The organism is Rhizobacter sp. P2_G4, from assembly GCF_056403575.1.
This window is the reverse complement of the sequence record NZ_JBFUFG010000002.1, coordinates 74701-101531: the sequence shown is the minus strand read 5'-3', so window position 1 is coordinate 101531 and position 26831 is coordinate 74701. Positions and strand designations below refer to the sequence as shown.

At 65.0% G+C, this 26831-nt stretch carries 22 protein-coding genes; 8 read left to right on the top strand and 14 right to left on the bottom strand.

The genetic code is table 11. The annotated features are described in order from the left end of the window. The 4 genes from urtD to urtA form a co-directional block, all read right to left on the bottom strand. Nucleotides 1–864 (bottom strand): urea ABC transporter ATP-binding protein UrtD, encoded by an 864-nt coding sequence (gene urtD / locus AC1DYS_RS07100; protein WP_477897492.1) that lies wholly within the window; start codon nucleotides 862–864, stop codon nucleotides 1–3. Then, nucleotides 861–1991, bottom strand: a complete 1131-nt coding sequence (gene urtC, locus AC1DYS_RS07095; protein WP_477897490.1) for an urea ABC transporter permease subunit UrtC — start codon at nucleotides 1989–1991, stop codon at nucleotides 861–863. Before urtC ends, urtD begins: the two co-directional genes overlap by 4 nt. Next, nucleotides 1988–3598 carry an urea ABC transporter permease subunit UrtB gene (urtB, locus tag AC1DYS_RS07090; RefSeq protein ID WP_477897488.1) on the bottom strand — a complete coding sequence of 537 codons (1611 nt, stop codon included), beginning with the start codon at nucleotides 3596–3598 and terminating at the stop codon, nucleotides 1988–1990. Before urtB ends, urtC begins: the two co-directional genes overlap by 4 nt. 161 nt (nucleotides 3599–3759) lie before the next feature. Continuing rightward, on the bottom strand, nucleotides 3760–5031 hold the full coding sequence (gene urtA, locus AC1DYS_RS07085; protein WP_477897486.1) for an urea ABC transporter substrate-binding protein: 1272 nt from the start codon (nucleotides 5029–5031) through the stop codon (nucleotides 3760–3762). A gap of 222 nt (nucleotides 5032–5253) precedes the next feature. Between urtA and AC1DYS_RS07080 the strand changes: the two genes are divergently transcribed. Beyond that, nucleotides 5254–7053 (top strand): phospholipase D-like domain-containing protein, encoded by a 1800-nt coding sequence (locus AC1DYS_RS07080; protein WP_477897484.1) that lies wholly within the window; start codon nucleotides 5254–5256, stop codon nucleotides 7051–7053. Between the two features lie 83 nt (nucleotides 7054–7136). Continuing rightward, nucleotides 7137–8033 carry an alpha/beta hydrolase gene (locus AC1DYS_RS07075; RefSeq protein ID WP_477897482.1) on the top strand — a complete coding sequence of 299 codons (897 nt, stop codon included), beginning with the start codon at nucleotides 7137–7139 and terminating at the stop codon, nucleotides 8031–8033. A gap of 21 nt (nucleotides 8034–8054) precedes the next feature. On the opposite strand, the gene AC1DYS_RS07070 is transcribed toward AC1DYS_RS07075, so the two are convergent. Then, on the bottom strand, nucleotides 8055–9578 hold the full coding sequence (locus AC1DYS_RS07070; protein WP_477897480.1) for an Lcl domain-containing protein: 1524 nt from the start codon (nucleotides 9576–9578) through the stop codon (nucleotides 8055–8057). A gap of 220 nt (nucleotides 9579–9798) precedes the next feature. Between AC1DYS_RS07070 and AC1DYS_RS07065 the strand changes: the two genes are divergently transcribed. The 3 genes from AC1DYS_RS07065 to AC1DYS_RS07055 are packed head-to-tail and all read left to right on the top strand — an operon-like array spanning nucleotide 9799 to nucleotide 12415. Further along, entirely contained in the window at nucleotides 9799–10905 is a 1107-nt protein-coding gene (locus tag AC1DYS_RS07065; protein WP_477897478.1) for a sensor histidine kinase, read from the top strand. 2 nt (nucleotides 10906–10907) lie between these two features. Beyond that, nucleotides 10908–11648, top strand: coding sequence for a LytR/AlgR family response regulator transcription factor (locus AC1DYS_RS07060; protein ID WP_477897476.1), 741 nt, complete (start codon nucleotides 10908–10910; stop codon nucleotides 11646–11648). A gap of 5 nt (nucleotides 11649–11653) precedes the next feature. Continuing rightward, on the top strand, nucleotides 11654–12415 hold the full coding sequence (locus tag AC1DYS_RS07055; protein WP_477897474.1) for a head GIN domain-containing protein: 762 nt from the start codon (nucleotides 11654–11656) through the stop codon (nucleotides 12413–12415). Here AC1DYS_RS07055 and AC1DYS_RS07050 read toward each other — a convergent pair. Both AC1DYS_RS07050 and AC1DYS_RS07045 read right to left on the bottom strand, forming a co-directional pair. Next, on the bottom strand, nucleotides 12374–13594 hold the full coding sequence (locus tag AC1DYS_RS07050; protein ID WP_477897472.1) for a glycosyltransferase: 1221 nt from the start codon (nucleotides 13592–13594) through the stop codon (nucleotides 12374–12376). The genes AC1DYS_RS07055 and AC1DYS_RS07050 overlap by 42 nt on opposite strands. 23 nt (nucleotides 13595–13617) lie before the next feature. Further along, nucleotides 13618–15045 carry an autotransporter outer membrane beta-barrel domain-containing protein gene (locus AC1DYS_RS07045; RefSeq protein ID WP_477897470.1) on the bottom strand — a complete coding sequence of 476 codons (1428 nt, stop codon included), beginning with the start codon at nucleotides 15043–15045 and terminating at the stop codon, nucleotides 13618–13620. On the opposite strand from AC1DYS_RS07045, the gene AC1DYS_RS07040 reads away from it, so the two are divergent. Beyond that, nucleotides 15044–15886, top strand: a complete 843-nt coding sequence (locus AC1DYS_RS07040) for an OmpA family protein (RefSeq protein ID WP_477897468.1) — start codon at nucleotides 15044–15046, stop codon at nucleotides 15884–15886. The genes AC1DYS_RS07045 and AC1DYS_RS07040 overlap by 2 nt on opposite strands. A 6-nt stretch (nucleotides 15887–15892) precedes the next feature. Beyond that, nucleotides 15893–17566 (top strand): caspase family protein, encoded by a 1674-nt coding sequence (locus AC1DYS_RS07035; RefSeq protein WP_477897466.1) that lies wholly within the window; start codon nucleotides 15893–15895, stop codon nucleotides 17564–17566. A 22-nt stretch (nucleotides 17567–17588) separates the two neighbouring features. On the opposite strand, the gene AC1DYS_RS07030 is transcribed toward AC1DYS_RS07035, so the two are convergent. Then, nucleotides 17589–18314, bottom strand: a complete 726-nt coding sequence (locus AC1DYS_RS07030; RefSeq protein WP_477897464.1) for a c-type cytochrome biogenesis protein CcmI/CycH — start codon at nucleotides 18312–18314, stop codon at nucleotides 17589–17591. Between the two features lie 161 nt (nucleotides 18315–18475). Continuing rightward, nucleotides 18476–18742, bottom strand: coding sequence for a hypothetical protein (locus AC1DYS_RS07025; protein ID WP_477897462.1), 267 nt, complete (start codon nucleotides 18740–18742; stop codon nucleotides 18476–18478). Between the two features lie 198 nt (nucleotides 18743–18940). On the opposite strand from AC1DYS_RS07025, the gene AC1DYS_RS07020 reads away from it, so the two are divergent. Continuing rightward, complete coding sequence (locus AC1DYS_RS07020; protein ID WP_477897460.1) at nucleotides 18941–20185, top strand: MFS transporter; 1245 nt, start codon at nucleotides 18941–18943, stop codon at nucleotides 20183–20185. A gap of 21 nt (nucleotides 20186–20206) precedes the next feature. Here AC1DYS_RS07020 and AC1DYS_RS07015 read toward each other — a convergent pair whose 3' ends face one another. The 5 genes from AC1DYS_RS07015 to AC1DYS_RS06995 form a co-directional block, all read right to left on the bottom strand. After that, nucleotides 20207–20530 carry a low molecular weight protein tyrosine phosphatase family protein gene (locus tag AC1DYS_RS07015; protein ID WP_477897458.1) on the bottom strand — a complete coding sequence of 108 codons (324 nt, stop codon included), beginning with the start codon at nucleotides 20528–20530 and terminating at the stop codon, nucleotides 20207–20209. Between the two features lie 9 nt (nucleotides 20531–20539). After that, on the bottom strand, nucleotides 20540–21502 hold the full coding sequence (locus AC1DYS_RS07010; protein ID WP_477897456.1) for a response regulator: 963 nt from the start codon (nucleotides 21500–21502) through the stop codon (nucleotides 20540–20542). Between the two features lie 157 nt (nucleotides 21503–21659). Further along, nucleotides 21660–22226, bottom strand: a complete 567-nt coding sequence (locus AC1DYS_RS07005; RefSeq protein WP_477897454.1) for a hypothetical protein — start codon at nucleotides 22224–22226, stop codon at nucleotides 21660–21662. Nucleotides 22227–22237: 11 nt separating this feature from the next. Further along, entirely contained in the window at nucleotides 22238–26209 is a 3972-nt protein-coding gene (locus AC1DYS_RS07000) for a pilus assembly protein (RefSeq protein ID WP_477897452.1), read from the bottom strand. A 10-nt stretch (nucleotides 26210–26219) separates the two neighbouring features. After that, nucleotides 26220–26831, bottom strand: coding sequence for a pilus assembly PilX family protein (locus tag AC1DYS_RS06995; RefSeq protein ID WP_477897450.1), 612 nt, complete (start codon nucleotides 26829–26831; stop codon nucleotides 26220–26222).

The window sequence follows — 26831 nt, the reverse complement described above, 5'->3', positions numbered from 1 at the left end:
TCAGCGTCCCAAATAGACTTCGACGACTTTTTCATTCGCCTGCACGTCGGCCAGCGAACCCTCGGCCAACACGCTGCCTTCATGCAGCACCGTCACCTTCTTCGCCGGGTTGCCGTGCGTGAGCTCGTGGATGAACTTCATGTCGTGCTCCACCACCACCAGCGAGTGGTTGCCTTCGAGCGAGAGAAACAGCTCCGCGGTGCGCTCGGTCTCTTCGTCGGTCATGCCGGCCACCGGCTCGTCGAGCAACAGCAGCTTCGGGTCCTGCATCAACAGCATGCCGATCTCCAGCCACTGCTTTTGCCCATGCGAAAGCAAGCCCGCCACGCGTTGCGCACTGTCCTTCAGGTGGATCAGCGTTAGCATCGCGCCGATGCGGTCGAGCTGCTCACCGCTCAGGCGGAAGAACATCGAGGCCTGCACGCCGCGGTCGGCCTTGAGCGCAAGCTCCAGGTTCTCGAACACGGTCAGCTGCTCGAACACCGTGGGCTTCTGGAACTTTCGGCCGATGCCGATGGACGCGATCTCGTTCTCGCGCATGCGCAGCAAGTCGATGGTCGAGCCGAAGAATGCCTTGCCCAGGTCGGGCCGTGTCTTGCCGGTGATCACGTCCATCATCGTCGTCTTGCCAGCCCCGTTCGGGCCGATGATGCAGCGCAGCTCGCCAGCGCTGATGCTGAGGCTCAACGCGTTCAGCGCCTTGAAGCCATCGAAGCTGACGGTGATGTCGTCCAGGTACAGGATGGCGCCGTGCGCCACGTTCAACTCGCCCTGCTGCACCACGCGGCTGTAGCCGGTGCGGTGCTGGCGCTCTTCCAGCGCCCGGCGAACGCGCACGCCGGCCTGCATCAGTTCGGGGGTCATGCCTTCACCTCGCTCGTCTTCCCGCTCAGCTTGCGCACCAGGCCAATGATTCCCTGTGGAAGGAATAGCGTCACCGCAATGAACAAGGCACCGAGGAAGTAGAGCCAGAACTCCGGGAACGCCTGGGTGAACCAGCTCTTCGCGCCGTTGACGAAGAACGCGCCGACGATCGGGCCAATCAACGTGCCGCGCCCGCCCACCGCCGCCCAGATCGCGATCTCGATGCTTGCGCCCGGCGACATTTCGCCCGGGTTGATGATGCCCACCTGCGGCACGTAGAGCGCACCGGCAATCCCGCACATCACCGCGGAGATCACCCAGATCGACAGCTTGTACTTCAGCGGGTCGTAGCCGGTGAACATCACCCGGCTCTCGGCATCGCGAATGGCCTGCAGCACGCGGCCGAACTTGCTTGACACCAGCCAGCGCGCCAACAAGAAGCTGCCGATCAGCGCCAGGCCGGTCAATACGAAGAGCAGCATGCGCATCGACGGCGTGGCGATTGGCGTGCCCAAGATTCGCTTGAAGTCGGTGAAGCCGTTGTTGCCGCCGAAGCCCGTCTCGTTGCGGAAGAACAGCAGCATCGCCGCGTAGGTGAGCGCTTGCGTGATGATCGAGAAGTACACGCCCTTGATGCGCGAGCGGAAGGCGAAGAAGCCGAACACGAACGCGAGCAGGCCAGGCACCAGCACGATGAGGAACAGCGTGGCGATGAAGCTGTCGCTTGCCGCCCAGTGCCAGGGCAGCGTCTTCCAGTCGAGGAAGACCATGAAGTCGGGCAGGTCCGACTGGTAGTTGCCGTCGCGCCCGATCTGGCGCATGAGGTACATGCCCATCGCGTAGCCGCCGAGCGCGAAGAACACGCCGTGGCCGAGCGAGAGGATGCCGGTGTAGCCCCAGATCAAGTCCATCGCGAGCGCGCAGATGGCGTAGCACATGATCTTGCCGATGAGGCTGATCGCGTAGTCGCTCAGGTGGAACACATTGCCGGCCGGGACGACCAGGTTCAGCAGCGGTGCGAGCACGAGCACGGCGGCGAGCGCCGCCATCACGCCCATCCAGGCCTTGGGCGACAGCAGGCGGGTGACGGGTGCCATCAGAGGCATCGGGATCGATTCGTTCTTCATGCTTCGGCGCTCCGGCCCTTCATGGCAAAGATGCCCTGCGGCCGCTTCTGGATGAACACCACGATGAACACCAGCACCATGATCTTGGCGAGCACAGCGCCCTGCCAGCCTTCGAGCAGCTTGTTCAGCACGCCGAGGCCAAGCGCGGCGTAGACGGTGCCGGCCAGCTGCCCCACGCCACCCAACACCACCACCATGAACGAGTCGACGATGTAGCCCTGCCCGAGGTCCGGCCCCACGTTGCCGACTTGAGACAGCGCACAGCCCGCCAGGCCGGCGATGCCGGAGCCGAGTGCAAACGCGTAGGTGTCGATGCGTGCGGTGTTGACCCCCACGCAGGCCGCCATCTTGCGGTTCTGCGTGACCCCGCGCACGAACAAACCAAGCCGTGTGCGAGCGATCAGCAGCGACACACCGGCGAGCACCAAGGCCGCGAACGCGACGATCGCGATGCGGTTGTAAGGCAGCGTCAGATTGCTCAGCACGTTGACCCCGCCCGACAGCCACGCCGGGTTTTCCACCTGCACGTTCTGCGCGCCGAAGAGTGACCGCACCGCCTGCATCAGCACCAAGCTGATGCCCCAAGTGGCCAGCAAGGTCTCGAGCGGCCGGCCATAGAGCCAGCGGATCACGCTGCGCTCCAGCGCCGCACCGACCAGCGCCGCGGCGAAGAACGAAGCCGGTATCGCGAGCAGGATGTACCAGTCGAACATGCCCGGCATGTAGGCCTTGAACAGGTTCTGCACCACGTAGGTCGCGTATGCGCCAATCATCATCAGCTCACCGTGCGCCATGTTGATGACGCCCATCAAGCCATAGGTGATGGCCAGCCCCAGCGCCACCAGCAGCAGGATGCTGCCCAGGCTCGCGCCAGTGAACATCACACCCAGGCGCTCGCCCCAGGCCAGGCGCGCGTCGATGGCTTTGAGCGCGATCTCGAGCTGGCTGCGCACCGCCACGTCGGACTCGCCACCCTCGGCGGCCGGCTTCAGGCGGTCGATCAACAAGGTCTTGGTGGCCGGCGTCAAGCTCTCGGCCAACGCCTTGGCCGCATCGAGCCGCTTGGCCACATCGCTTGAGGATACGAGCACCGCGGCGCGCACCTGCTTCAGCTGCGTCTTCAGCGATTCATCAGCCTCGGCGGCCAGCGCCTTTTCGATCAGCGGCAAGCGCGTTTCGTCGGCCTCTTCCTTCAAGGCCTTGATGGCCGCCCGGCGCTCGGCGAGGTCCGCAGAAAACAGTTTGAGGGCCGCCAAGGTGCCCTCGACCTCGCGGCGAATTTGGTTGCTGTTGATGACCTCTTCGGCACCCGCAGGCAGCGGGACTTCGGCGCCGGTGGCAGCGTCATGCGCCTTGCCGTCACGCACGACGAAAGCCGCATCGGCCGTGAACTTCACCTCGTCGTCGAGCACCGACTGCAGGTACTTGGCCAGGCCTTCATCGCCACGCGTCAGCGAGGCCGTCAAGGCCGTGATGCGTTCGTCGTTCTCACCTTTGACCAAGGCCAAAGCCTGTTCACGAGTCAACGCGTGACCGCTTGTGGCGGCACCAAGAGCGCACAGCAGCAACAAGCTTCGACACAGGACATTCAACCAGCGTGCAAACATCGATTTCCCACTCCGTCATTCCCGCGCAGGCGGGAATCCAGCATCGCGGCACATCGTGGATTCCCGCCTGCGCGGGAATGACGAGGCCGAGGCCTTCCGATCGAACAACCGGGGTGACACGCGCACCCCGGTTGTTTCCAGTCAATCAGTAACTCAAGGCGTTACTTTTTTTCCGGTTCATCCTTCTTCTTGTCRTTGCCTTCGATGTACGGGCTCCACGGCTTGGCCTTCACCGGAGCGGGGGTCTTCCACACCACGTTGAACTGGCCGTCGGCCTTCACTTCGCCGATGAACACCGGCTTGTGCAGGTGGTGGTTCTTGGCATCCATCGTCGAGATGAAGCCGCCCGGTGCCGGGAAGGTCTGGCCAGCCATCGCAGCGATGACCTTGTCGGTGTCGGTGCTGCCGGCCTTCTTGACGGCTTGCGCCCACATGTGGATGCCGATGTAGGTGGCTTCCATCGGGTCATTGGTCAGCGGCTTGTCGGCGCCCGGCAGGTTCTTCGACTTGGCGTACTCGGCCCATTGCTTCTTGAACGCGTCGTTGGTCGGGTTCTTGATCGACATGAAGTAGTTCCATGCGGCCAGGTGCCCCACCAGCGGCTTGGTGTCCACGCCGCGCAGCTCTTCTTCACCCACCGAGAAGGCCACCACCGGCACGTCGGTCGCCTTCAGGCCCTGGTTGCCCAGTTCCTTGTAGAAGGGCACGTTCGAGTCGCCGTTGATCGTGGAGATCACCGCGGTCTTGCCACCGGCGGAGAACTTCTTCACGTCGGCCACGATGGTTTGATAGTCGCTGTGGCCGAACGGGGTGTACTTCTCGTCGATGTCCTTGTCGGCCACGCCCTTGCTCTTCAGGAAGGCGCGCAGGATCTTGTTGGTGGTACGCGGGTACACGTAGTCGGTACCCAGCAGCACGAAGCGCTTGGCGCCGCCACCGGCCTTGCTCATCAGGTATTCGACAGCAGGAATGGCTTGCTGGTTGGGCGCCGCACCGGTGTAGAACACGTTCTTGCTGAGCTCTTCGCCTTCGTACTGGACGGGATAGAACAGCAGGCCGTTGAGTTCTTCGACGACCGGCAGCACGCTCTTGCGCGACACGCTGGTCCAGCAGCCGAACATCACGGCCACCTTGTCTTGCGAGATCAGCTGCTTCGCCTTCTCGGCAAACAGCGGCCAGTTGGAGGCTGGGTCGACGACCACGGGCTCGAGCTGCTTGCCGAGCACGCCGCCCTTGGCGTTGATTTCGGCAATGGTCATCAGCGCCGTGTCCTTCAACACGGTTTCGGAGATGGCCATGGTGCCCGACAGCGAATGCAGGATGCCGACCTTGATGGTGTCAGCAGCCTGCGCGAATTGCGGCAGGCCAATGGCGGCGACGCCAAGCGCCACGGCGCTGAGCGATTTCGCGAAATGGCGACGGGTGTTTTTCATGAACAAACGCTCCTGGGGTGTTATGAGGGCTGTCGCCCCCTCTGAGGCGGACAAGCGCAGGTTACGGACCGGCCCCCGATCGGCAAATACGACAGAAGGCGTAGTCGGCTACGCCTCCAATGCTGCGCGGCCCATCCCGCAACTTGCAGGAGTTCGACCCTAGGGGTTGTGAGCGCTCAGTTGCAGCTCAAGAATCCGCACACAAGACAAAGGGAGGCAGACATGCGCTTCAAGTCAGCCGTCGTCGGCGGCTACCAGGTTCTGGCCGTCTCCGGCGTGAACACCGTTTCCTTCGCCATCGATTCGGCCAAGGCAAACACCCAGGGCCTGCTCGGTTTCGCGGTGGAACGCGAAGACCCGCTGGAGAACGAGCGCTACTACCTGCGCGGCTTCAAGGTCTTCCCTTCGGTGATCCCGAATCCGGATGAAAACACCGAGGTCAGCACCTTCGACCACCCGGTGCAGAGCTTCGTGTGGGACGACTTCACCGGCAAGCCCGGCCGCACCTACCACTACCACTTTCACCCGCTCAAGGGCGCACCGAAGAAGCTCGACCGCAAGGCCAAGCCGATCAAGATCACCGTGCGCATGGAGCCGCAATTCAAGGCGAGCGAAGAGCATGACGTCTTCTTCAACCGCGGCGTGGCAAGCAGCCAGGCCTATGCGCGCCGGTTCGCCAACAAGCGGCCGGACGACCCGACGCTCTCTCCAGCCCAGCAACTGGAAGCCCTGCAATGGCTGAGCCGCGAACTCGACGAAGCCATGCTCAAGTTCATCCAGCAGGCCAAGGCCGGCGACACGCTGCTCGGCTGCTTCTACGAGTTTCGCTACCTGCCGGTGCTCGAAGCGCTGAAGGCCGCGCTCGACCGCGGCGTGCTGCTCAGGCTCATCGTCGACGGCAAGGTCAACGAGTTCACCGACAAAGACGGTTTCCACGAAAGCTTTCCGCGCGAAGAGAACCTGCGGATGATCAAGGCCGCGAAGATCCCGCTGAAGAATGTGGTGCTGCTGCGCGAGGCCCGCGCCAACGACATCCAGCACAACAAGTTCATGGTGCTGCTGAAAGGCGCCACTGCGCGGCCGGCCGCCGTGTGGACGGGCTCGACCAACCTCTCAATGGGCGGCATCCACGGCCAGACCAACGTCGGCCACTGGGTGCGCAACCCCGCCCTGGCAGCTCAGTTTCGTGACTACTGGATCGTGCTGAGCGGCGACCCCGGAGGCCTCAAGGCCGATGCGCGGAGCGACGTACTGAAGAAGAACAAGCAGTTCAAGGTCGACGTCGAGGCCCTGCTCACCGCACCGGTCGACTGGCACAACATTCCGCCAGGCATCACGCCGGTCTTCAGCCCGCGCTCCGGTGCCGAGGTGCTGGAGATGTACGCCGCGATGCTCGACGGTGCGCAAGACCTGTCGTGCGTCACGCTGGCCTTCGGCATCAACAAGCTGTTCAAGGAACAGCTGAAGGACAACACGCCGCAAAGCCACCTCTCCTTCCTGCTGCTCGAGAAGCAGGACAAGCCCGACAAGAAGAGCAAGCTGCCCTTCATACGCATCAACGCGTCGAACAACGTGTACCAGGCCTGGGGCTCCTTTCTGCGCGAGCCGCTGCACCGCTGGGCGAAGGAGACGAGCGCCGGCGGCCTGCAGCTCAACACGCACGTGAGCTTCATCCACTCGAAGTTCATGCTGATGGACCCACTGGGCGCCGACCCGATCGTCGCGACCGGCTCGGCCAACTTCAGCGAAGCCTCGACCAACGACAACGACGAGAACATGCTGCTGATTCGCGGCAGCCGGCGCGTGGCCGACATCTACTTCACCGAGTTCAATCGGTTGTTCAACCACTACTACTTCCGCTCGGTGGTCGAGGCCACCGCCCAGGCACGCAAGGCCGGCGTGCCGCCACCGAAAGACGGCAGCCTGGAGCTCACCGAAGACGACAGCTGGCTGCAGAAGTACGCGCCGGGCAAGCTGCGCTTCAAGCGCGTGCAGCTCTTCGTCAAGATGAAGGGCACCTGAACCGAGACTTTTTCGAGCGTCACGGCGTCTTCGCCAAGCCGAGCGCGGCGGTCGCCTATTGCCGGCGTGCAACCATAGCGGCCATGACTTCGCAGCCGCCCCGTTTCTCGGCTCGCCGACTGGGCGTGCTCACCTTGGTCCTCCTCGCGTTTCTCGGCTTCCAACTGGGCTGCACCACGCTCGACGAAAAGCAGCGCCAGTGGATCTTCCAGCCCAGTGACCGCAGCTGGGGTGGCGGCATGGCCGCTGCTGAGGGCATGGACGACGCGTGGATCAGCTTTCAGTCGCACGCCGACGGCCACCAGGGCGACCCCGTCAAGCTCCATGGCCTGTGGCTGCCACAAACCGATGACACCGCACCCGTGCTGCTCTACCTGCACGGCGCGCGCTGGGACGTGCGCAGCAGCGCCACGCGCATGCGGCGCATGCACGAACTGGGTTTCTCGGTGCTGGGCATCGACTACCGCGGCTTCGGCCGCAGCAGCGCCGTGCTGCCCTCGGAAATCATGGCCGCCGAAGACGCGCGCGCGGCCTGGGCCTGGCTGGCCCGAAAACGCCCGAAGGCGCGGCGCTTCATCTTCGGCCACTCGCTGGGCGGCGCCATCGCCGTCGAGCTGGCCACCGAAGTGACGGATGAAGCCGGGCTGATCGTCGAAGGCACCTTCACGTCCATCCCCGACGTGGTCTCCACCTTCCGCTGGGGCTGGTTGCCGCTGTCGGCCTTGATCACCCAGCGCTTCGACGCCGCCTCGCGCATCGCCGACGTGGGCTCACCGGTGCTGGTGGTGCATGGCAGCGACGACACCTTGATCCAGCCCGCCCTCGGGCACGCGCTGTTCGAGCGCGCACGCGAGCCCAAGCGCTTCATGCTCGTCGAGGGTGGCTCTCATCACAACACCAACGACGTGGGCCAGCCGCAGTACCGGCAGGCCCTGGCCGAGTTGTTCGGCGTGGGTCAGATGCCGGTCGCGACTCAGTGATGCGGATGGCGGCTGTGGCCGCTATCGCACTGCCAGCGAGTACCGCACTTCGGTCTTGGTGACGTTGTAGACGCCGAAGTCGCAGCTGTAGATCGTCCAGGCCTGCGACGGATCGGCGGCATTCGTGGTGGAGGTCCAGTAGTAGTCGGACACGATGAAGTTGCCGAAGATCACCGGGCCGGTCACGGTGTTCGTGCCCTGGTACTGGCCGCCGAAGTACGAAGCCTGCGGAAACGTGGGCGCGCGGTCTGACAAACTCAGCATCTCGCTGCGGTTCGGCATGCGCCACTGGCCCGCCGTCGAGCCGTCCGCCAGGCCGCATTGGCCGCTCGCCAGGCCGTTCACTGTCGCCAACGCACCCGCCCAAGGCTGGTGAATGCAATCGGCTTGCTTCAGCCAGGTGAGGCCTGTGACGGTGTCCGCCACGGTGCCATCACCGTTGTCAATGAAGCGTGACGCGGTGAGCGGCGCGCCCAGTTGGAGGCTCGCATCGTCGCGCGCCCCGAACGATCCGCCACCCACCCCGGCATACACCCCGGTCGCCAAGGGCTGCACCGCGCCCGCTGGGCCTGACTTCACGGCCCACAGCGAATTGGCCACGGTGGCTTTGGCGTTCCCGAAGCTGCCATCGCCGGAGTCCGCCCCATTGATCCAGCGCCCGTCGGTGAAACGGATCGCCATGGCACTGGCGGTCAAGGCCATGTAGGTGGTCGACGTCCAGTAGGCCGCTGCGAGGTCGATGTGGACAAAGGGGCTCGATGCGGGTACCGCGGGGCTGCTGCGCGACACGTCGACCAGGCTCTCCAGCTCGTTGGCGTTGGGCATGCGCCACTGGCCTGCCGTCGACCCGTCCGTCAACCCGCAGGCGCCGCTGGCCAGCTGGTTGGCAGCGGTCAGCGCCGCGGCCCATGCCATCGGGCTCATGCACCCTGCATCCTTCAACCAGACCAGGCCGGTGAGGTGATCGGCCACCGTGCCGTCGGCGTTGTCGGTGAAGCGCGCACCCGGCCATGCCAGGCCGGCCTGTGCAGACGAGTCGTCTCCGCTCGCGTAACTGGTGGTCTGCCCCGTTCGAGGCAGGCTGGCCACCCTGTCGCCCGCGCGATAGGCGGTGAAGTTCACGCCCGACACATCATGCGATGGCAAGGACGGGAACCGGATGACGGTTCGATAGAGCCCGTTGAAGTCGAACTTGGTCACGGCACCTGCCGGGTCGCTGACAACCGGTTGAAACGCCAGGCCGGCCTTCTGCGCGTAGACCGCGTAGTCGGCGTTGTTGACGGTGTCCAGCCCGGCCACGGAGTACGCGCCGTTGGCATCGGTGGTCGCCGTGACGGTGGTGTTGGTGTTGTGATGGAACACGCTCACGGTCACACCAGGCACCGGCACACCGGCCTTGTCGACCACGACGCCAGACACCAAGGCGAACACGGGCCCGCCGGAGCTTCCAGCTGCGACTGTGTTCGAGCTGCCGCCGCTGTCGCTGCCACAGGCACTGAGCAAGGCGAGGCCGAGGGCCGCGGTGAGGAGTCTGGTCTGTTGCATTGCTGTCCGCCCCGTCGGTGAGTGCTCCCAGATCAAGCGTGGAAGACGACTCCCCGGATATCGGTCGATGAACGACGGTCTTAACCAGCGGACTCGCGTTTCCGCCCATTCGGCCCAGCACGTCACGACACCGGCGCCGAAAACCGCAAATCGGTCACCCGATCTGGCAATTGGTCGCCTCGCCCGCCAGCCCTCGTGACCAATCCCTAAGATGGCCGCCATGTCCACGCCAGGTGCCCTGCCCCCACATGATTCCGCCAGCGACCGCCCTCTGTGGCTCGCCTACGCTGGCGCCTGCCTGCTGTCGTGGCTGCTCTACGTGCTGGCCGGCGCCGAGTTCCAGCGTGGGCTGTGGCAGCTGTGGGAGGCGGTCTACCAGGCGACGCTGAGCCTGTGGCCGCCGATGCTGCTGGGCATCGCCGTCTACCCGTGGGTGCGGATGCTGCAGCGTGGCGAGTTTTCGCCGGCTGGCGTCGCCGTGCTCCACACCGTGGCGGCGCTTGCATTCGGCGTGCTGTGGCAGGCCTGCGAGTTCACGAGTGCATGGCTGTTGTTCGGCAGTAACCACGCTTCTGCGGTGCTGATGCAGACGCTGCTGTGGCGTGCGATCTGGGGCGTAGTCGTCTACGCCGCCATCGCCACCGGCTTCACGGCGCTGCTGCAGACGCGCCGCGCGCGGTCAGCTGCGCTCGCTGCGGCGCAGGCCGAATCGGCACTGGCACGCGCCGAGCTGGCGGCTATCAGCGGCAAGCTGAACCCGCACTTCCTCTTCAACACCTTGAACTCGCTCATCGCACTGACGCGCAAGGATGCGCAAGCCGCCGAGGCGGCGCTGATGCGCTTCTCGGGCATGCTGCGCTATGTGCTGGACAGCAAGCGCAGCGCCGCCGACCGCGTGGCGCTGGCTGACGAGGTCGAGTTCGTGCGCGACTACCTCGCACTCGAAAGCCTGCGCCTCGGCTCGCGCCTGCACATCGACTGGCAGCTCGACCCCGCCACGCTGCAAGACGAGATCCCGCCACTGACGCTGCAGCCGCTGGTAGAGAACAGCGTGCTGCATGGCGTGGCGCCGCGCCTGAAGGGCGGCATCATCAGCATCCGCAGCGGCCACAACGCGATGAACCAGGGCCTGGAACTCAGCGTCGAAGACGACGGCCCCGGCTGCGACCCGGCCCAGCTCGACGAACGTGCCGGCAACGCACGTCGCGGCATCGGCCTGGCCGCCTTGCGGCGCCGCTTCGCCATCGACTACGACGGCCGCGCGCGCATGAACGTGCGCACCGCCCCGGGCGCGGGCTTTCGCGTCGACCTGTGGATTCCGCAATGACCATGAAAACCACTGTCCTGATCGCCGAAGACGAACCCTTGGCCGCCGAAGCGCTGGCCGAGTGGGTGACGCAGATGCCGCAGCTCTCGCTGGTGGCCACCTGCGCCGATGGAGAAAGTGCGCTCGCGCAGATCCGCGCGCTGCGGCCCGACCTTGTGTTGATGGACATCCACATGCCCGGTCTCACCGGCCTGCAGGTGCTGAAGGCACTGGCCGAAGACGATGCGCAGCCGGCCGTTATCTTCACGACGGCGTACGACGAGCACGCCATCACCGCGTTCGAGCTGCATGCCGTCGACTACCTGCTGAAGCCCTTCTCGCGCGAGCGCTTCGCCGAGGCGGTGGAGCATGCCGTGCAGTCAGGCCCACCCTCGCTGGGTGCCACGGTCGACGCCTTGCAAGCGCCCGGCGGCGAGCCGCTGACGCGCGTGCTGGTGCGTGACCAGGGCAAGATCTTTCCGCTCAACGTCGAGACCATCGAGTACCTGCGCTCCGACAACAAATACACAGCGCTGGTGAGCAGGGGGCGGAGCTTTCTCGTGCGCCTGCCGATCAACAGCTTCGAGCAGCGCCTCGACCCCTCGCGCTTCTTGCGGCTGCACCGCAGCTGCATCGTCAACCTCGATTTCGTCGACTCGATGACGCCCGACGAGAACTCCCAGCTCGTCGTGCAAATGCGCGATGGCGCCCGCATGACGGCCACGCGCGAAATTTCCAAGAAGCTGCGGGACCAATCGATATGAAAACCTTGAATCGATATCTGACATGGCTCGCACTGGCGTTGACAACGGCAGGCGCGCTCGCGCAAACGCCCGCACCACCGCCACCACCCGCGCCGCCGCAGCCGCAACGGCCAGCTCAGCCCCCCACTCCCGAGGGCAGGCTGTATGCGCCCGGTGCCTTCGACCGGCTGGAGGTGGACGGCTCGGCCCTGATCAAGCTCACGCAGGGTGCGCGAGACCAGATCTTCATCTCGGGCGACAGCAATGTGCAGGACAGCGTCGAGGTGTCTCTCGCCAACAAGCGGCTGCGCATCAGCTCGGCCGGCAGCTGGAAGTTCTGGAACTCCGGCCGGCTGCAAATCGACGTCCAGATGCGTGAAGTGAGCCGATTGAGCTTGTCCGGCACCGGCGATCTCTATGCGCCGGGGCCCATCAAGAGTGAACAGCTGGCGATCAGCATCTCGGGTTCGGGCGTGGCTCGTTTCGATGACCTGCACGTCGACCAACTGAGGTTCGACATTTCCGGCGCCGGTGACGGTCAGCTCGTTGGAAAGGTCGACGAGCTCAAGCTGAACATCTCCGGCAAGGGCAAACTGCTGGCCGATCAGCTGCGGGCCGAAAACGCCGTGGTGTCGATCAGCGGTGTGGGCAACGCCATTCTGTGGGTCACAGACAGCCTGCGCGTCAGCATCTCAGGTGTCGGTACCGTCGACTACTGGGGGCAGCCGGACGTCAAGCGTTCAACCTCAGGCTTGGGCTCGGTCAACAGCCGAGGCGAGAAGCAGTGACTCGGCTGCCGAGGCGATCTGCGCCGTCAAACCCGCCGGATTGAAGTCGCGGTACTGCTGTGCCAGCGCCCGTGCGGCAGCGGCGTGCGCGGACTCCGGGCGGGTCAACTTGCCGATCAAGGTTGCGTAGTCGACGGGCCGAGCCAACGACGCTACGTTGATGCCGGCTCCGGACTGTTCGAACTGCCGGGCCAGCAGAAATTGCTCCGTCTGCGTGGGCAGCATCAGACACGGCACACCCGAGACCACGGCCTGCGCCACCGTCGCCTGGCCCGCATGGCACACCACCAGCGCGCAGGTCGACAGCGCCTGCTTCAGGTCCACAGGCTGGTCGCTGTAGTGAATGTGCGCAGACTCGGGCAACACGACATTCGACGCCGATCGATCGGGGAAGTAGCAGACGGTTGAGCAACGCATCGCGTCGAGCGCGCGCAGCACCTCGGCGTATTCCGGGTACGACGCGCGCAGGTAGGCAAAGACACGCGGCCCTGGCGCGTCGGGCCAGGCCGGGTCCGCCCCGGGGACGAACTCACAGTCGGGACCGAGGTAGTCGGTGGGTGAACGCCCTGCGTCCTGGTAATGGTCCAGTTCGGGCCAGGCACACAACATCGTCTGCTCGGGGTAGAACAGATCGCACAGCTGCTGCAGCCGTGGCAACGAATGGGCCGCCAACACGCCGTTCACGCTGGCCAGCGCACGCGCATCGGAGTCAACGGCATGCGAATCTGCCACCGGCACCCAATCGCGAAACACCGGCAAAGGCGACTCGCGCGGCGGAATCGAAAACCCGTGGCCCAGGTGAAGCGCCGGCACACCGCACAGCCTCGCCGCCAGCAAGGCCGTGGGCGAGTGATCGGCCAGCACCGCATCGCACCCGCTCAATTCGATCAGTGACTTCCACGCTCCGGCAAGGCCGCTCAAGGTGTCGGCCGATTCGTACCCGCACGAGAGAAGAATGTCGGCCAGCGTCCACGCCGGCGCGACAGAACCATCGAGCAGCAGAGGCGCCTGATAAACCGGCCCCCACGCCGGCCCCAGGAATCGCTGCACGCGCACCACGTCGCGCAGCACGAAGCTCAGCCGATGGCCGCGCGCTTTCAGCGCCCGCGCCACCGAACGCAAGCGCGTAGCGTGGCCCAGGTTGGCCCCAAGCTCCCACGCCAGCAGAAAGTGCGCCATGGTCGACTCCGGTTTCGCCTGAATTACAGCTCGAAGCGCAGCCCGAACCCGAAGCGCTGCGTGCGGTAGCCCTTTTGCGCAATGCCGTTCTCCCAGTCGGCGAACCAGCTGATGCCGCCCTGGTTGACGCCGGAGACGCCGAGCGCCACGCTGCCGTAGCTGCCACGGGTGTCGGCGTCGCTCGGCACCAGCAAGGCGGTGTTGTCGCTGAGCAGCGTGGCGGTTGCCGCTTGCTGCGTGCTGTCGCTGCGGCGAGAGGCTTCCAGCCGCAGGTAGGGAAGCACGACGCCCCAGGAGACCGGCACGCTGAGCTGGGTCTGCGCGCCGATGTTGAAGGTGTTCGAGCGCGTGCGCTGTGCGCCCACGGACACCGCTGCCTCGCTGCCGTGCTCCTCGAAAGCGTCGATGTCGGAGGTGACACTGTCCACGCGCACATACGGTCCGATAGACCACGGGCCGAACGCGAAGTCCTGCCCGCCCGACAGGCTGACGCCGAGACCGCGGCCTCGGGGCGACGCGATCGAAAGCTGCCCGCTGCCGGAATCTCGAACGGTGTCGAACTTGCTAACCTCGTAGCTGAGCGTTGCCGTCACGTACACCGTGGGCGACAGGCTCCAGCTCGCATACGCGGTGGCCTGTTTGCCTTTGCTCTTCTGGTCGCTCGATGAACCCGAGAACGTGGCATGCGAGTCGGAGACTCCGATGTTCGCGCCCATCACCCAAGCGTCGTCGAGGCGGTAGTCGGCACCAAGCGACAGCGACACGGTTCGGGCCTTGAGTTCAGACCGAGTGGCCGAAGCGTTCTGGCGCAGGTAGTCGCCGAAGCCGCCCACATAAACGCCGAGGCGTTGCGGGCTCGCCGCTTCCTTCTTCCCCTCGGGCAGGGGCACGCCTTGCACGTCGAACAGCGGCATCGCAGCACTGGCGCGCAGCGTCCGCAGATGGGCTTGTGTTTCGTTGAGCCGACTGCGCACTCGCTGGGTCTGCAGGCCGGTGAGTGCGGTGCTGAGTTGATCGAGTGTGGGCGCACTCGGCGCAGCGGTCTCGTCGACCGTCACGGTGACAGACGGAAAGCCGCCTTCGCCACCCAAGTCGATCGGCCCGCCGTAGCCTTCGATGCTGGTGACGACATAACGCTGCTCACCCGGGATGGTGGGTGCCGTCACGGTGAGGTTGCCATCGGGCAGCGAACGTTGCCCCACGCTGGCATTGCCGCTCGCGAGAGCGATCTGCCACGCCTCGGCACCTTGCGTCAGCGGGATGCCATCGGGGTTCTCTGCACTGAAGTCGCGGCAGTTGCCTTGCAGGGTGATCGCGCCTCCCGGTCGCACGTGCGTTGGGCTGACAGTCGGAGCGCAGCGAACTTCTGCAGACGCCGAGGTCGCCACAGAGAAGAGACAGGGAATCAAGGCCAGTGCGGAGAGCGGGTGATGGGCGGTTTCTTTTTTCATGTTGTGTGGCAAAGAAGGCGATGCAGCCTCCGGTGATGAAGAGCAAAGCCGCGGATTCTGCGGATGCACAAGCGCACTCGAAACCCCCATTGCGGGTGGTCTCGTCATCACCACAACGACCGTTTCTGTTTGTTGCAACAACGAAGGCTTTCATCCCTCTTCTGCGGGGGCAGTTCGGCTGCATCGCCATGGGAAAATTTTTGGCTCACGTTCAGGGAAGAACAACATGTCCATTCAGAATTTCTCGCCTCGCGTTGCCTCTCGCGTTACCTCTCGCGCTGCTCTTCACATCGCCGCCGTGCTGACATTCGCCTGCGGCGCAATCGCCGCACAGGCCCAGACCGTGATGGTCTATGAAGAGGGCCAGGCACCGTCCGCTCAAGACATCGCCGACATCCTTTCGCGCGGCGCGAGCGAGAACACCAAGTTGCGCGGGCTTCCCACGCAGAACGGCCGCTCGCCGTTCGCACTGCTGGAGCAGACCCCGACCAAGACGGTCAACGAGGCGAGCGCCGTGTCGGTGCCGGTTCACTTCGAGTTCGACTCCGCCGTGCTGAGCCCGAAGGCGAAGGAGCAACTCGACGTCATCGCCGAAGGCATCCGGCTGACCGAGGGCACGATCAAGGTGGTGGTCGAGGGCCACACCGATGCGAAAGGCAGCGTGCACTACAACGAAAGCCTGTCGTACCGCCGCGCCGCGTCAGTTCGCGCCTATCTGGTGAGCAGCAAGAAGCTGCCGGTCACGCTCTTGACGGTGGAAGGCAAAGGCCCGCACAAGTTGCTGAACAAGGCTGATCCTTACAGCTCTGCGAACCGGCGCGTCCAGTTCAGAGCGCGCTGATCCGTCATGGCACTCCAGCGTGTGATCGCCAGCTCTCTGGCGAGCGGTGTGGGCGTGTTCTGCCTGATGTGGAGCGTTGCATCAATTGCGGCTGACAAGCCCGACGCGGCTGTGGACGCCGCGCCTGCCGGCCTGGTCCATTGCCTGCTGCCGGGCCAGGTGCGCCGGCTCGGCGCGTTCAGCACGAGCGTGATGCCGCGCAAGGCGGTGCGCAACACGCCCGCTCAGTGCAAGGCCGGCGGTGGCGAGTACGTCGAGCCACAAGACCAGACGGCCGCCATCAAGATGTGGCTGCCCATGGCCGCCGAGGGCATCCCGGAAGCGCAGACGACCGTGGGTGAGCTTTTCGAGCAGCGCGGCGACAAGGCAATGGCCAAGTCCTGGTACGAGAAGGCCGCAGCGCAGGGCGACGCGCGCTCGCTCATCAACCTGGCCGGCTTCTTGGAGAAGTCGGTGATGCTCGCGGGCAACAAGGCCGTCGGCTCCATGGACACCTTGAACCGGGTCTCCCAGCTGGTGAACCAGGCCACGGGTGGCTTGGTCACCGGCCTGTCGCTCCAACGCTCCGACAAGCTGCGCGTGGACTTCGTCTCGCCCGTCGGTGCCTCGCCGGTTCCCCGCGCGGCCGGTGGCCCGGTGGTGCTGGAGAGCGCGGCCGGCCCTCTCGACGTGATCGTGCGGGTGGCGGGCAGCGCGGGCTTGAAGTCCGTGCGAGTGAACGGTCAGGCGCAGACACCGGACGCACAAGGCCTGCTGAACATTCCCGTCACGGTGACGGATGCTCGCACCATTGTGCTGGTGCAAGCCGAAGACGACACCGGCGCCCAGGCGCAAAGCGAGTTGACGCTGGTGCAACGCTCCGCGCCGCTGGCCACCTCGTCAGCAGCATCCGCGGTGAGCGCCTCCACCAGCGTGCTGGCTGGCGCTCAGGCGCCGCTTCTGCCTGGCAAGCGCTTCGCGCTCGTCGTGGCCAACCAGCAATACCAGCACTGGCCCAAGCTCGACACGCCACGCGCCGATGCACAGGCCGTCACCGACGTGCTGAAACAGCGCTTCGGCTTCCAGGTGACGCTGCTGCAAGACGCCACGCGGCAGCAGCTGCTGTCTGCATTGAACAAGCTGCGCCAGCAAGTCGGGCCGCAAGACCAGGTGGTGGTGTACTACGCCGGCCACGGACAGATGGACTCCGTCACCGCCCGCGGCTATTGGATTCCTGTCGATGGCGATGAAAAGGATCTCGCGCAGTGGGTGTCGGTGATCGATGTCACCGACCAGTTGTCGGCCATGACAGCAAGGCATGTGCTGGTGATCGCCGACTCGTGCTATTCGGGCACCTTGACGCGCTCGCTGGTCCCTGCGGTGGACCAGGCGCTGACGCTCGAACAACGCAGCAGCCCGCTCAAGCAGCTGAGCAAGCAACGCGCTCGCGTCGCGATGACCTCGGGCGGGCTTGAGCCGGTGGTCGACGGCGGCAGCATCGAGCACTCGCTGTTCGCACGCAGCCTGCTGGACGTGCTGTCGCAGGTGAACTCACCGGTGGCTGCGCAGGAGCTGTACCAGTCGGTGAGCGCGCGTTTTGCCCACCTCGCCAGACGGCTCAAGATCGAGCAGAAGCCGCAGTACGCACCGATCGGCTTTGCCGGCCACGAAGCCGGCGATTTCGTGTTCTCGCCGATCTGAAAATCGGCAGCGAGGCTGCGGCCTATTTGTCGACGACGCTGCCGATCTCGATCTGCAGGCCAGATGTTCCTGCCGAGATGGCGGGCGACACGCCTTGCAAGTCGCCCTTCGTCGCCTTGCCATCTCCGCTCTTGCTGACGCGGGCGGTCACGATCACCTGCGAGACCGATGACAGTTTGGCCGTGGACCATATGCTCATGCTGTCGTCGAGCCTGAAATCGATCGGCAGGTCTTTCACCTGTTTGCGGATCACTGCCAGCGGCACGGCCGGCCCATTCAGCGCGTGCGCATAGACGAACACGGTGTCGGTGGCGTTGGCACGCTGAGCCAGCGAGGGAGAGAGCGTCACCGTGCCGGTGATGGCGGTATCGCCCGGCGTGACAGTGGGCGTGGCCATCTCAATCTCGGCGGCCGACTGGGCTGCAGGCGAACTGGTCTCGGCGCTCGCTTGTGGAATGGGGGGCTGCGGCACCGGGATCTCAGCAGCGGCGGGCCGAACCAACGCATCGCGCGAGGCTGACCACCAGTAGACGGCGACTGCCAACACATGAACCGAGGCGGCCGCAGCCAGCCAGGACAGCCACTTCGCGCGCGCTCGCTGTGGCCGCGGAACTTCTTTCTCCGTCGGCGGCAACTCGGCAGCCACGTGCTTCAGGCCGGGCGCCTCATCGGCGCCCTGTTTCATCACGGCTTCAACGAGCTTTCTCTCCAGAATCAGCAGGCTCTCTGCGTACTGAGCGTCGTCCACGAATCCCGTGGTGTGCTGGTCATGAAGATCTTGCAGTCGTTCTCGGATTTTCTGGACTTCATCTGTCATGGACCGTCGCATCTGGGCATACATCGACCGACAGCATGCCGCAGAGCCTGGTCGGTGACCAGTCCCAGGATGGGTGGCGACGGTGCCGCGATTCAGGACGCCGTGGCGATACGCGTGTTGCCCGACGGATTCCCATCGCCTTCCGCAGAGTCAGCGTCCCCGCAAGCGTCAGGCACCAAGCCGCCCGACTGCACGAACTGCGACTCCCCTTCAGTTGGCGACAGCGGCTCGGTGGAGGTGGCAACGCCGTCGAGCGGCACGCTGTGGTCCAGCCAATTGCCGCCTGCGGCCACGGTCGCCAACAGCACGGCCACGGCCAGGCCGAAGGTCTTCACGCGGTGGCCCAGTTCGATGTTCATGTCGCATTCCTCCTGAAGGTCGGAGCGACTCTGCCGACGCGTTTGCGGGCCGATGCTCCGAAACGGATGGTCGCGGCGCTGCGTTTCATTCGCGCTTCGTGGCTACCTCGTCAAGTTTCATTCGTTGCGCCCGCGAACTCCATGGGTTCAACCCTRCATCGGCACCGGCAAATGGGCACGGCTATGCTGGCGCGGCACATGAGTTCGCCTGCCCCATCCCTCACTTCCGCCGCCCCGCCCGACGCCTTGCCTGTGCCCGCGCAGGCCATCCTGCTGCTGGCGTTGGCGGCTTTTGCCAGCGGCGTGTCGTTGCGGATTACCGACCCACTGCTGCCCCGCCTGGCCATGGAGTTCGGCGTGTCGCTGGGCGGTGCCTCGTCAGTGGTGACGGCCTTCTCGATTGCCTACGGTTTCTCGCAGTTGCTGTTCGGGCCGCTGGGCGATCGCTACGGCAAGTACGTCGTCGTGGCCTGGGCCTGCATGGCCTCCGCCCTCACCTCGCTGGCCTGCGGGCTGGCGCCCAACTTCGAGTCGCTGATCGTTGCGCGCCTGCTGTCGGGCGCAACGGCGGCCGCGGTCATCCCGCTGTCGATGGCATGGATCGGCGACGTGGTGCCCTACGCCATCCGCCAGCCGGTGATTGCACGCTTTCTCGTGGGCCAGATCATGGGCCTGTCGACCGGCGTGCTGGTCGGGGGCCTGGCGGCCGATCACCTCGGCCGGCACTGGCCGTTCATCGGCATCGCGGCCATCTTCCTGGGCATCGGCATCGCGCTGCTGTCGCTCGACAAGCGCTTGCCGGCGCAGGCCAAGCTCACCTCGCGCGTGGCGGGGCACGTGGTCCAGCGCACGGTGGCCGAGTTCGGCGCGGTGCTGGCCAAGCCCTGGGCCCGCGTGGTGCTGCTCACGGTGTTTCTCGAAGGCGGGTTTCTCTATGGGTGCTTCGCGTTCATCGCCGCCCACCTGCATGCCCAGTTCGCCATCTCGCTGGCATCCGCCGGCCTGCTGGTGATGCTGTTCGGCATGGGCGGCCTGCTCTTCGCCGGTGCGTCGAAGTGGATGGTCAAGCGCCTCGGCGAAGCCGGCATGGCGCTCTGGGGCGGCGTGCTGATGGCGTTGTCGCTCGCGCTGGTGGCTTTCGGCCCGACCTGGTGGTGGTCGATCCCCGGCTGCTTCATCGCCGGCCTGGGCTTCTACATGCTGCACAACACCCTGCAGACCAACGCGACGCAGATGGCACCCGAGCGCCGTGGCGCGGCGGTGGCGTCTTTCGCGTCGCTGTTCTACATGGGCCAGACGGCTGGCGTCTGGGCCGCGGGCATGCTGATCGGCATCGCCGGCTCGCGCGTCGTCATCGGGCTGGGGGCGCTTGGCGTGCTGGTGGTCGGCTTCGGCTTCAGCCGCTTGCGCACGCATTCACCGCACGCGCACCGCGGCGCCTGAGTGCCTGCCGCGGCGACGTGGCTACGGCAGAAAGGGCGTGACCTTCACTCGCAGCAGCTTGACGAGCGCTGCGTCCATGAATCGGTAGTTGTCCGGGATGTTCAGGCAGACGACTCGCTTGCCGCCCAAGCGAGCCTGGAACTGCGCCGACAACTTCGTCTTGTGCAGCTTCTCCATCACGAAGATCAGTTCCGCCCACTCGATGAGCTCAACGGACAGCGGCGTCTCGGCATCGTGGCTCAGCCCGGCCGATGAACACTCGATGCCCGGGTGTTCGCTGAACACCTGCTCGGCCGTCGGGCTGCGCCAGCGGTTCTTGCCGCACACGAAGAGAACTCGGCTCATCGGCAAGCGCTACCCCGCCAGCAGGCGCACCTTCTTCATCGCGAGCGACGCCGCTGCGTTGCGCGTTTCCACGCCCAGCTTCTCGAACACGTGCTCCAGGTGTTTCTTCACGGTGGCCGGGCTGCTGCCGAGGATGTCACCAATGTCGCGGTTGGTCTTGCCCTTGACGACCCAGTACAGCACCTCGGCTTCGCGCATCGTGAGCTTGAAGGCCTGCAGCACCGCGTCGACGACGGCGGCGTCCGACACCTCGCGCATCACCATCAGCCAGTCGTCGTCGCTGGTGCGCTCCTGCAGAGAGAACACCAGCTGCTTCGATTCGCGGGTGATCGTGAGTGGCTTCAGCTCGAGCCCTTGAGAACCCAGGTCGGACTGTTCGCGCAGCCATTCGAGCAAGACCTCGGGCACCTGGCCGGGCGCCACGGCAAAGTAGGTGTGCATCAGCTGGCGCGCCAGCGGCGTCTGCCACACGGCGCGGCCGGCGCGCAGGTTGGCACTGGTGTCGTGCGTGACGTGCACGGCCATGGTGGCGTGGCCGAAGGCATCCAGCGCATTGCGTGCCTGGCGCGCCTGGCGGGCGCCCTGCAGGTGCACCAACATGCGGGCCAGCACCTCCTGCGGCCGGATGGGCTTGGTGACGTAATCGACACCACCCGCCGCAAACGCCGCCACCACATGCTCCGTCTCGGTGAGGCCGGTCATGAAGATGACGGGGATGTGTGCGGTATCCGGCTGCGCCTTCAGGCGGCGCGCGACCTCGAAACCATCCATGCCCGGCATCACCGCATCGAGCAGCACGATGTCGGGTACGGCCTGCAGGGCGCGCTGCAAGGCGCTTTCGCCGTCGGTGGCCACCAGCACGGTGTAGCCCGACTCGTCGAGCGCGTCATGCAGCAGCGACAGGTTGTCGGGCACGTCGTCGACGATCAGCACAATTTGGCTGACGCTGCGATCGGGGAGTTTGTCGGTCATGCTGGCGGGCGCGGAGAAAACAGGCCCGGCCGGGCGGACGAGCAATACCGCGAGCGTAGCCCAGCCGAGGCCGCACTTCCACTGCGAGCGGTGGTGCGCAGGAATACGGACCTCACCACCATCAGCAAAGCAGCGCTGACCATGCACTCGGACCGGGTTATCCCGGCGACGTCAGCACCAGCTCAAGGTCCTTGTAGGACGCGACGTCCTCGCCGCGAAGACGGCCGGCAATGAAGGCCGTTGACAGGAACATGTGGCGCACACGGTCCAGCACCTCGTCGTCATCGGTGGCTTGCAGCACCACCACGTCGGCGACCTTGCCTGTGGCGTCCACGTAGAGGCGCAAGCGCATCGGCAGACCCGAAAAGTGCAGCCCCTCTAGCATCGAGACGTCGGGCGCTGAACGGGGCACAGCCGCGCGATCCAGATCCCTCGACGGCTTGAAGTCGGCGAAGGCGGCCACACCGGTCTGTGGGACGGGCGCTTCCGGCGCTGCAAGCGCTTCTTGCCGGCTTGGTGGGTCTTGCGCAAGCGGGGCAGCGTGCAGGCTCGTCGGCGTCACGGCTTGCGCCGGGGCAACGATCTGCGCAACCATCACGGGCCGGTGCGGCGTATCACTGCTGCGCGGCGTGCCGCCCATCACCAACCCGCCGACACCGGCGTGGGCCAGCAGCACAGCAGGCAGTACCGCAGCGCAGCCTCGCAAAGCGTGGCGGTGCCTCATCTCGAATTCGCTCACTCGGAGAGCGGAACCTCGCGCCAGTTCAGCTGCTTGACGCCGGCGGCGGTGTTCAGGTTGGCGGGTGCGTGGACAACGTCACCGGTGCTGCCGCCGGCATACAGGCGCAGCTTGCCGATGACTCGCATGATGCTCACCTCGGTGAGGGTGCCCTTGATGGGCTTGGACGATGCGATCAGGCTGACGGTCGCGGGTGCGCCGTTGCCGGGTGTTGTCGCATCGTCTACTTTCTGCAGCACGGTCTGCCCGGTGGCGAAGTTGACCGCGTACAGCGTGCCGGTGCCCGAGAACTCGCAGGCCGACCCCACGGGGAGGTTGCCGATGAACGCGACGGTACCCCGGTTGGCCGTGGCATCGACGTTGACACGCTGCGCGATGTTGTCGCTCACGGGCAGGTCGAAATACCAGCCCATCACCGAGGTGGGTTTGCTGCCAATCCCGATGAGCAGATCGGCGTTGGCCTGGAGCGCATTGCGCGTGACCGGGAACGAGGCGCCGTTGGGCAGCGTGCTGTTGGCCGTGCCGCTCGTGTAGAAACCACCAAACGCATCCGTACCATCGACGATGGCGTAGAACGCCTGCGCCGACTTGCTGGTGATGTCGCTTTCGCCAATCAACTGACCGGTGCCGACCATCACGTAGCGCTTCGACGAATTGGGGTCTACCTCGACCAGGGGACGGGTCGTCACGGGTTGGGCCTCTCCTCCGGCGTTGGTCAACGTGGCAATCTGCGTGGGAGCGCTGTAGCTGCCTGTGGTGCCGGTCAGGCCCACCCGCCACAGATTGCCCTGCAGGTCACCGGCATAGACAGCGTCGCCGGTCATGTCGGTGTAGTGCGGCACGAACACCGTGTGGTGCGCGAGGTTGACCGGCGCCGAGGTCGAACCCGTTGTCGTGGCGACGGCTTCGAGCAACTCGCCGGTGCGTGGGTTGACAAAGAAGAAGTAGCCCTTGCCATCGCTGTTGTTGTAGCCGGACGTGAACACCACGACCCAGCCGTACTTCTTGGTCTTCACCACGCTGGGCGCGCCATAGCTGTAGCCCATGCGCGAATCGGTGAACTCCCACATCACTTTGCCGGCGATGGCGGTCTCGCTGGTCCACGAGGTGACCGGATCGGGGTCGGTAACGTCGATCGCGTAGTAGCCCTTGCCGCCTTTGCCGAGGCCACCGATCAGCAAGGTGCGCCAGTCAGGCCCCTTGCCAGTGGCGCCGCTGGTCTTGTTCAGGTCGAGGTCGAACTGGCCCGGCGTCGAATCGACGAAGTAATGGTGTGTGAAGTTCGGGTTGCCCAGCGAGGCGAGGCCCGTGGTGCCGGCAGTGCTGGTGCTTCCGTAGACGAAGCTCGGAATGTAGGCAAACAATTCGCTGCCTGATTCCTTGGTGTCCACGCTGCCGTCGAATGCATGCAACATGCCGTCGTTGGTGCCTGCGTATACGACCGTCTTGCGCTTCGCCTGAGTGGACTTGAATGCGCCGTAGCCGGGGTTGTAGACCTCGAAATACGGGAAGCTCGGCGCTCCGACCGCGAGCGGCTTGGCGTTGATGATGTCGCCGAGCCGAGATGCACGAGCGCGGTACTTGCCCTTCTTCTCGTCGGTGGCGTTGCCGATCTCCTTCGACCTGTCTCCGCGCAAGTAGTCAACGTAGTCCGACACCGATTGCAAATCCTTCGCTACGCCGGGCACAGCACCGAACGACGCATAGTTCAGCTGGGTTCCCTTCAGTGCCGAGACAGTGAACGGCAGGCCAGCGCCGGCGCTGGTGCAGCAGGTGACGATCTTGCGTGACGATGCGGTCACGCTCGAAGCGTCGAGCACGTCCTGGGCGCTCCATTTGGTGACCGAGGTCGGCACATCGGTCTTCGGATCGAAGGTGACCGTCGAAGCGACCACCGCGCCCGTCCAGTTCTTGGCGTCGTATGACGCCGCGTAGCTCACTGCGCCGCTGCTGGTCACGTTGGGTGACGCGGTCGCCAAGGCGGTTCCGTGTGCAGAAGCCACTTCGCCTGCGATCTTGGCGAAGGCTTCGGTCAGCCCGTCCTTCATCGCCTCGGGCCGATTCCCAGGGAAGTAGTTGTCGGGCCGCTTGTCGGTGGTGCCGCTGCCGTCAGTCGAGTACCTCAGCGTGTTGAAGGACGGGTCCGTCTCGAACGTCAAGGTGTCGTTGTTCGTGCGCCAGCCGCTCTCTTCGCCGATGCTGTCGGTTCCGTTGTTGCGGGAATAGGGATCGAACTTCTCGGGCACCTTGAAGCCACCGTACTTCGCGGCCAACCAATACTGGCTCTTGTGGCGGAACACCTGGTCTTCCAGCACATCCATCCAATACGTGCTGACAGTCTGCTTGTCGGGCATGGCCTTGTCGTCCGGCCGGATGTCCCTGGTGTGGGCGTCGTAAGCCAGGCCCGCAATGAAATAGGTGTTGCCGAAGCTCGGGATCACCGCTTCAGAGGCCAGGTCGCCGCTGTAGCCCTCCAGTTGGCCAACCATATTCGTTGCCGCCTTGAGTTTGATCGATGTGTCATCGATATTGCCGTCGCTGTGCGTGTTGACGTCGCCAATGCCGAGAATGAAGTTCTTCTGGCACGAATAGATGATGGGGTCGTCCCACTCCGTGATGACAGGGAACCCGTCGGCATACGCGAGCTTCAGCTTCCGGTCGCCAGGCATGTCCGTGTAGGCGGCGAGGTTGCCCTGGTGCTTGAAATATCGCAAAGCTGCGTAGTACAGCTCGCTGACAGGGTCGCTTGTCTTGTAGCTGCGGGATTCGTAGCCGAACTTGTTCAGGTAGTTCATTACCCCACTGTTTGCTATGTCCGTGCTTGACAAGCCCAATGCCAAAGCAGCCGTTCGGGCATCGTCACTGTTCGGGTTCGGTGGCATGACGCCCGTGGAAGGATCCCATTCGGGGGTCGGGTTGGTGACGGCCGCCGAGCCCAACACAGGTTTGGTCGGGCCGATGAAGTTCATGCGCGCGCGCAACACGCCGCCGTTGCGGCTGTCATTGGAGTCGTTCAGGTAGCCGAAGGCGGAGTAGCGCAGGTTGCCTGCGTAGCTCTGCATCAGACCTTCGGGCTTGTGGCTGGAGCCGTACTGCTTGCAGTTTTCTTCGAGCCCGAACTTCGCGTCGCACACTTTCACGTTGATATAGATGCGATAGACAGCCGACGCATCGAGAGTGCCCGGCAAGGCGTTGGACTCCGATCCCAAGTCGACGACCGCCTTGTTGCTGTCGACACAGTTTCTCGCTTTCAGACAACCGATGCCTGGGGAGTTGTCACGCGACGCCTTCACGCCCGCGCCGGTGAACAGCATCGCCGACCCCTGGTTCTTGACGCTGGTGGTAAACGACGTCCAGGTCTTCATCGGGACGGCACCGGCTATGTTCGACGTCAGCGACTTGTCCGGGTTCTTTGACGCGCGACCGATGTTCGCTGCGAAGGTCTTGGTCAGTATCGTTTCACCCACGGTGTCGACGCTCCGATAGCCTCCGGTCAGCACCCATCGGAACGCATCCAGCGTCTGCATGGATGCCCAGTTCAGGTAGTTGCCGCTCCACCCGTCCGAGCAGACGTGACCGGTGGCCTTGGCGGAAGGGGCGAAATAGCTGGTCGAGTAATCGGGCTTGTCGTTTGTGCCGGTCTTGACGACTTGGTAGGCATAACACTTGGCGGGATCGAAGTACCCGAGGAAGGTGCTGGCCGGCGTGTACTCGGTCGAGATCGGGTAAGCCGGTGTCGTTGCCGTGGGCCACTCCACCGACAGCGCGAGGATCAGGTTTCCCGGGACCGACACGGTGCCGAAGAGCGGCTGGTCGGCCAGGTCAACGGTCACTGCCGTGGCGCTGATGCTTGGCAGTGCGGCAACAGCCAGCAGCAAACAGGCAGATCGGCGTAGCCACCGTTCACACGTCTTGCGCAGGCCAGGCAAGGACGGGTACGCAGCGATGGTGGGAGAAAACGAATCCATGGCAATGCGCTCAGTAGGAAAAAGTGGTCTGGAAATAGGCTTGCGTGTTGCGCGGCCCGGTCACGCGCACGCTGATCCGGTACAGCGGGCGCGACACGCCTCCGGGCTTGCGCAGCCAGTTGGAGCCGCTGTCATCCCCTGCCAGCGCCACCACCTCGCAGGTGCGGGTGTCGAACTCGCCGGCGGCCGTGCACTGGCGGTCGATCACATAGCGCACAACGACGTCGTCGTCCGAGATGTCGGCCACCGTCATGCCCGCTGAGGTGAAAGCCGAGTCGCTGACCAGCACCTTGGGAATGCCGCTGGACGCGTTCTCGAACTTGACGGCCGAGTAGTACGCGGAAGCGAGGTTGGCGTTGCGCGTCGTCTCTGCACTCAGTGCCCCGCTGACCAGTGCCTTGCGGGCGGCCACGACGGCCTGTTCGCCACGGTTAGTGAGGTCACGGCGAAACGACAGGTTGCCGACCAGCACCGACGAGGTGTCGACCGAGCGCAGCATGGCCGCGGCGCCCACCAGCAGCAGAAGCAGCGCAATCATCGTGACGACCAACACCACGCCGCGCTGCCGCGCTGGCCGCACGGGTCGGTTCGACAGGCGCCGGGGAGCGGAGGCTTGTTCCAT

Coding starts and splice junctions, on each gene's coding strand:
- AC1DYS_RS07025 (WP_477897462.1), bottom strand. CDS start 18,742: ATGAACATCGAACTGGGCCACCGCGTGAAGACCTTCGGCCTGGCCGTG.
- AC1DYS_RS07020 (WP_477897460.1), top strand. CDS start 18,941: ATGAGTTCGCCTGCCCCATCCCTCACTTCCGCCGCCCCGCCCGACGCC.
- AC1DYS_RS07060 (WP_477897476.1), top strand. CDS start 10,908: ATGAAAACCACTGTCCTGATCGCCGAAGACGAACCCTTGGCCGCCGAA.
- AC1DYS_RS07065 (WP_477897478.1), top strand. CDS start 9,799: ATGTCCACGCCAGGTGCCCTGCCCCCACATGATTCCGCCAGCGACCGC.
- AC1DYS_RS07075 (WP_477897482.1), top strand. CDS start 7,137: ATGACTTCGCAGCCGCCCCGTTTCTCGGCTCGCCGACTGGGCGTGCTC.
- AC1DYS_RS07040 (WP_477897468.1), top strand. CDS start 15,044: ATGTTGTGTGGCAAAGAAGGCGATGCAGCCTCCGGTGATGAAGAGCAA.
- urtC (WP_477897490.1), bottom strand. CDS start 1,991: ATGAAGAACGAATCGATCCCGATGCCTCTGATGGCACCCGTCACCCGC.
- AC1DYS_RS07070 (WP_477897480.1), bottom strand. CDS start 9,578: ATGCAACAGACCAGACTCCTCACCGCGGCCCTCGGCCTCGCCTTGCTC.
- AC1DYS_RS07010 (WP_477897456.1), bottom strand. CDS start 21,502: ATGACCGACAAACTCCCCGATCGCAGCGTCAGCCAAATTGTGCTGATC.
- urtB (WP_477897488.1), bottom strand. CDS start 3,598: ATGTTTGCACGCTGGTTGAATGTCCTGTGTCGAAGCTTGTTGCTGCTG.
- AC1DYS_RS07045 (WP_477897470.1), bottom strand. CDS start 15,045: ATGAAAAAAGAAACCGCCCATCACCCGCTCTCCGCACTGGCCTTGATT.
- AC1DYS_RS07015 (WP_477897458.1), bottom strand. CDS start 20,530: ATGAGCCGAGTTCTCTTCGTGTGCGGCAAGAACCGCTGGCGCAGCCCG.
- AC1DYS_RS06995 (WP_477897450.1), bottom strand. CDS start 26,831: ATGGAACAAGCCTCCGCTCCCCGGCGCCTGTCGAACCGACCCGTGCGG.
- urtD (WP_477897492.1), bottom strand. CDS start 864: ATGACCCCCGAACTGATGCAGGCCGGCGTGCGCGTTCGCCGGGCGCTG.
- AC1DYS_RS07035 (WP_477897466.1), top strand. CDS start 15,893: ATGGCACTCCAGCGTGTGATCGCCAGCTCTCTGGCGAGCGGTGTGGGC.
- AC1DYS_RS07000 (WP_477897452.1), bottom strand. CDS start 26,209: ATGGATTCGTTTTCTCCCACCATCGCTGCGTACCCGTCCTTGCCTGGC.
- AC1DYS_RS07080 (WP_477897484.1), top strand. CDS start 5,254: ATGCGCTTCAAGTCAGCCGTCGTCGGCGGCTACCAGGTTCTGGCCGTC.
- AC1DYS_RS07005 (WP_477897454.1), bottom strand. CDS start 22,226: ATGAGGCACCGCCACGCTTTGCGAGGCTGCGCTGCGGTACTGCCTGCT.
- AC1DYS_RS07050 (WP_477897472.1), bottom strand. CDS start 13,594: ATGGCGCACTTTCTGCTGGCGTGGGAGCTTGGGGCCAACCTGGGCCAC.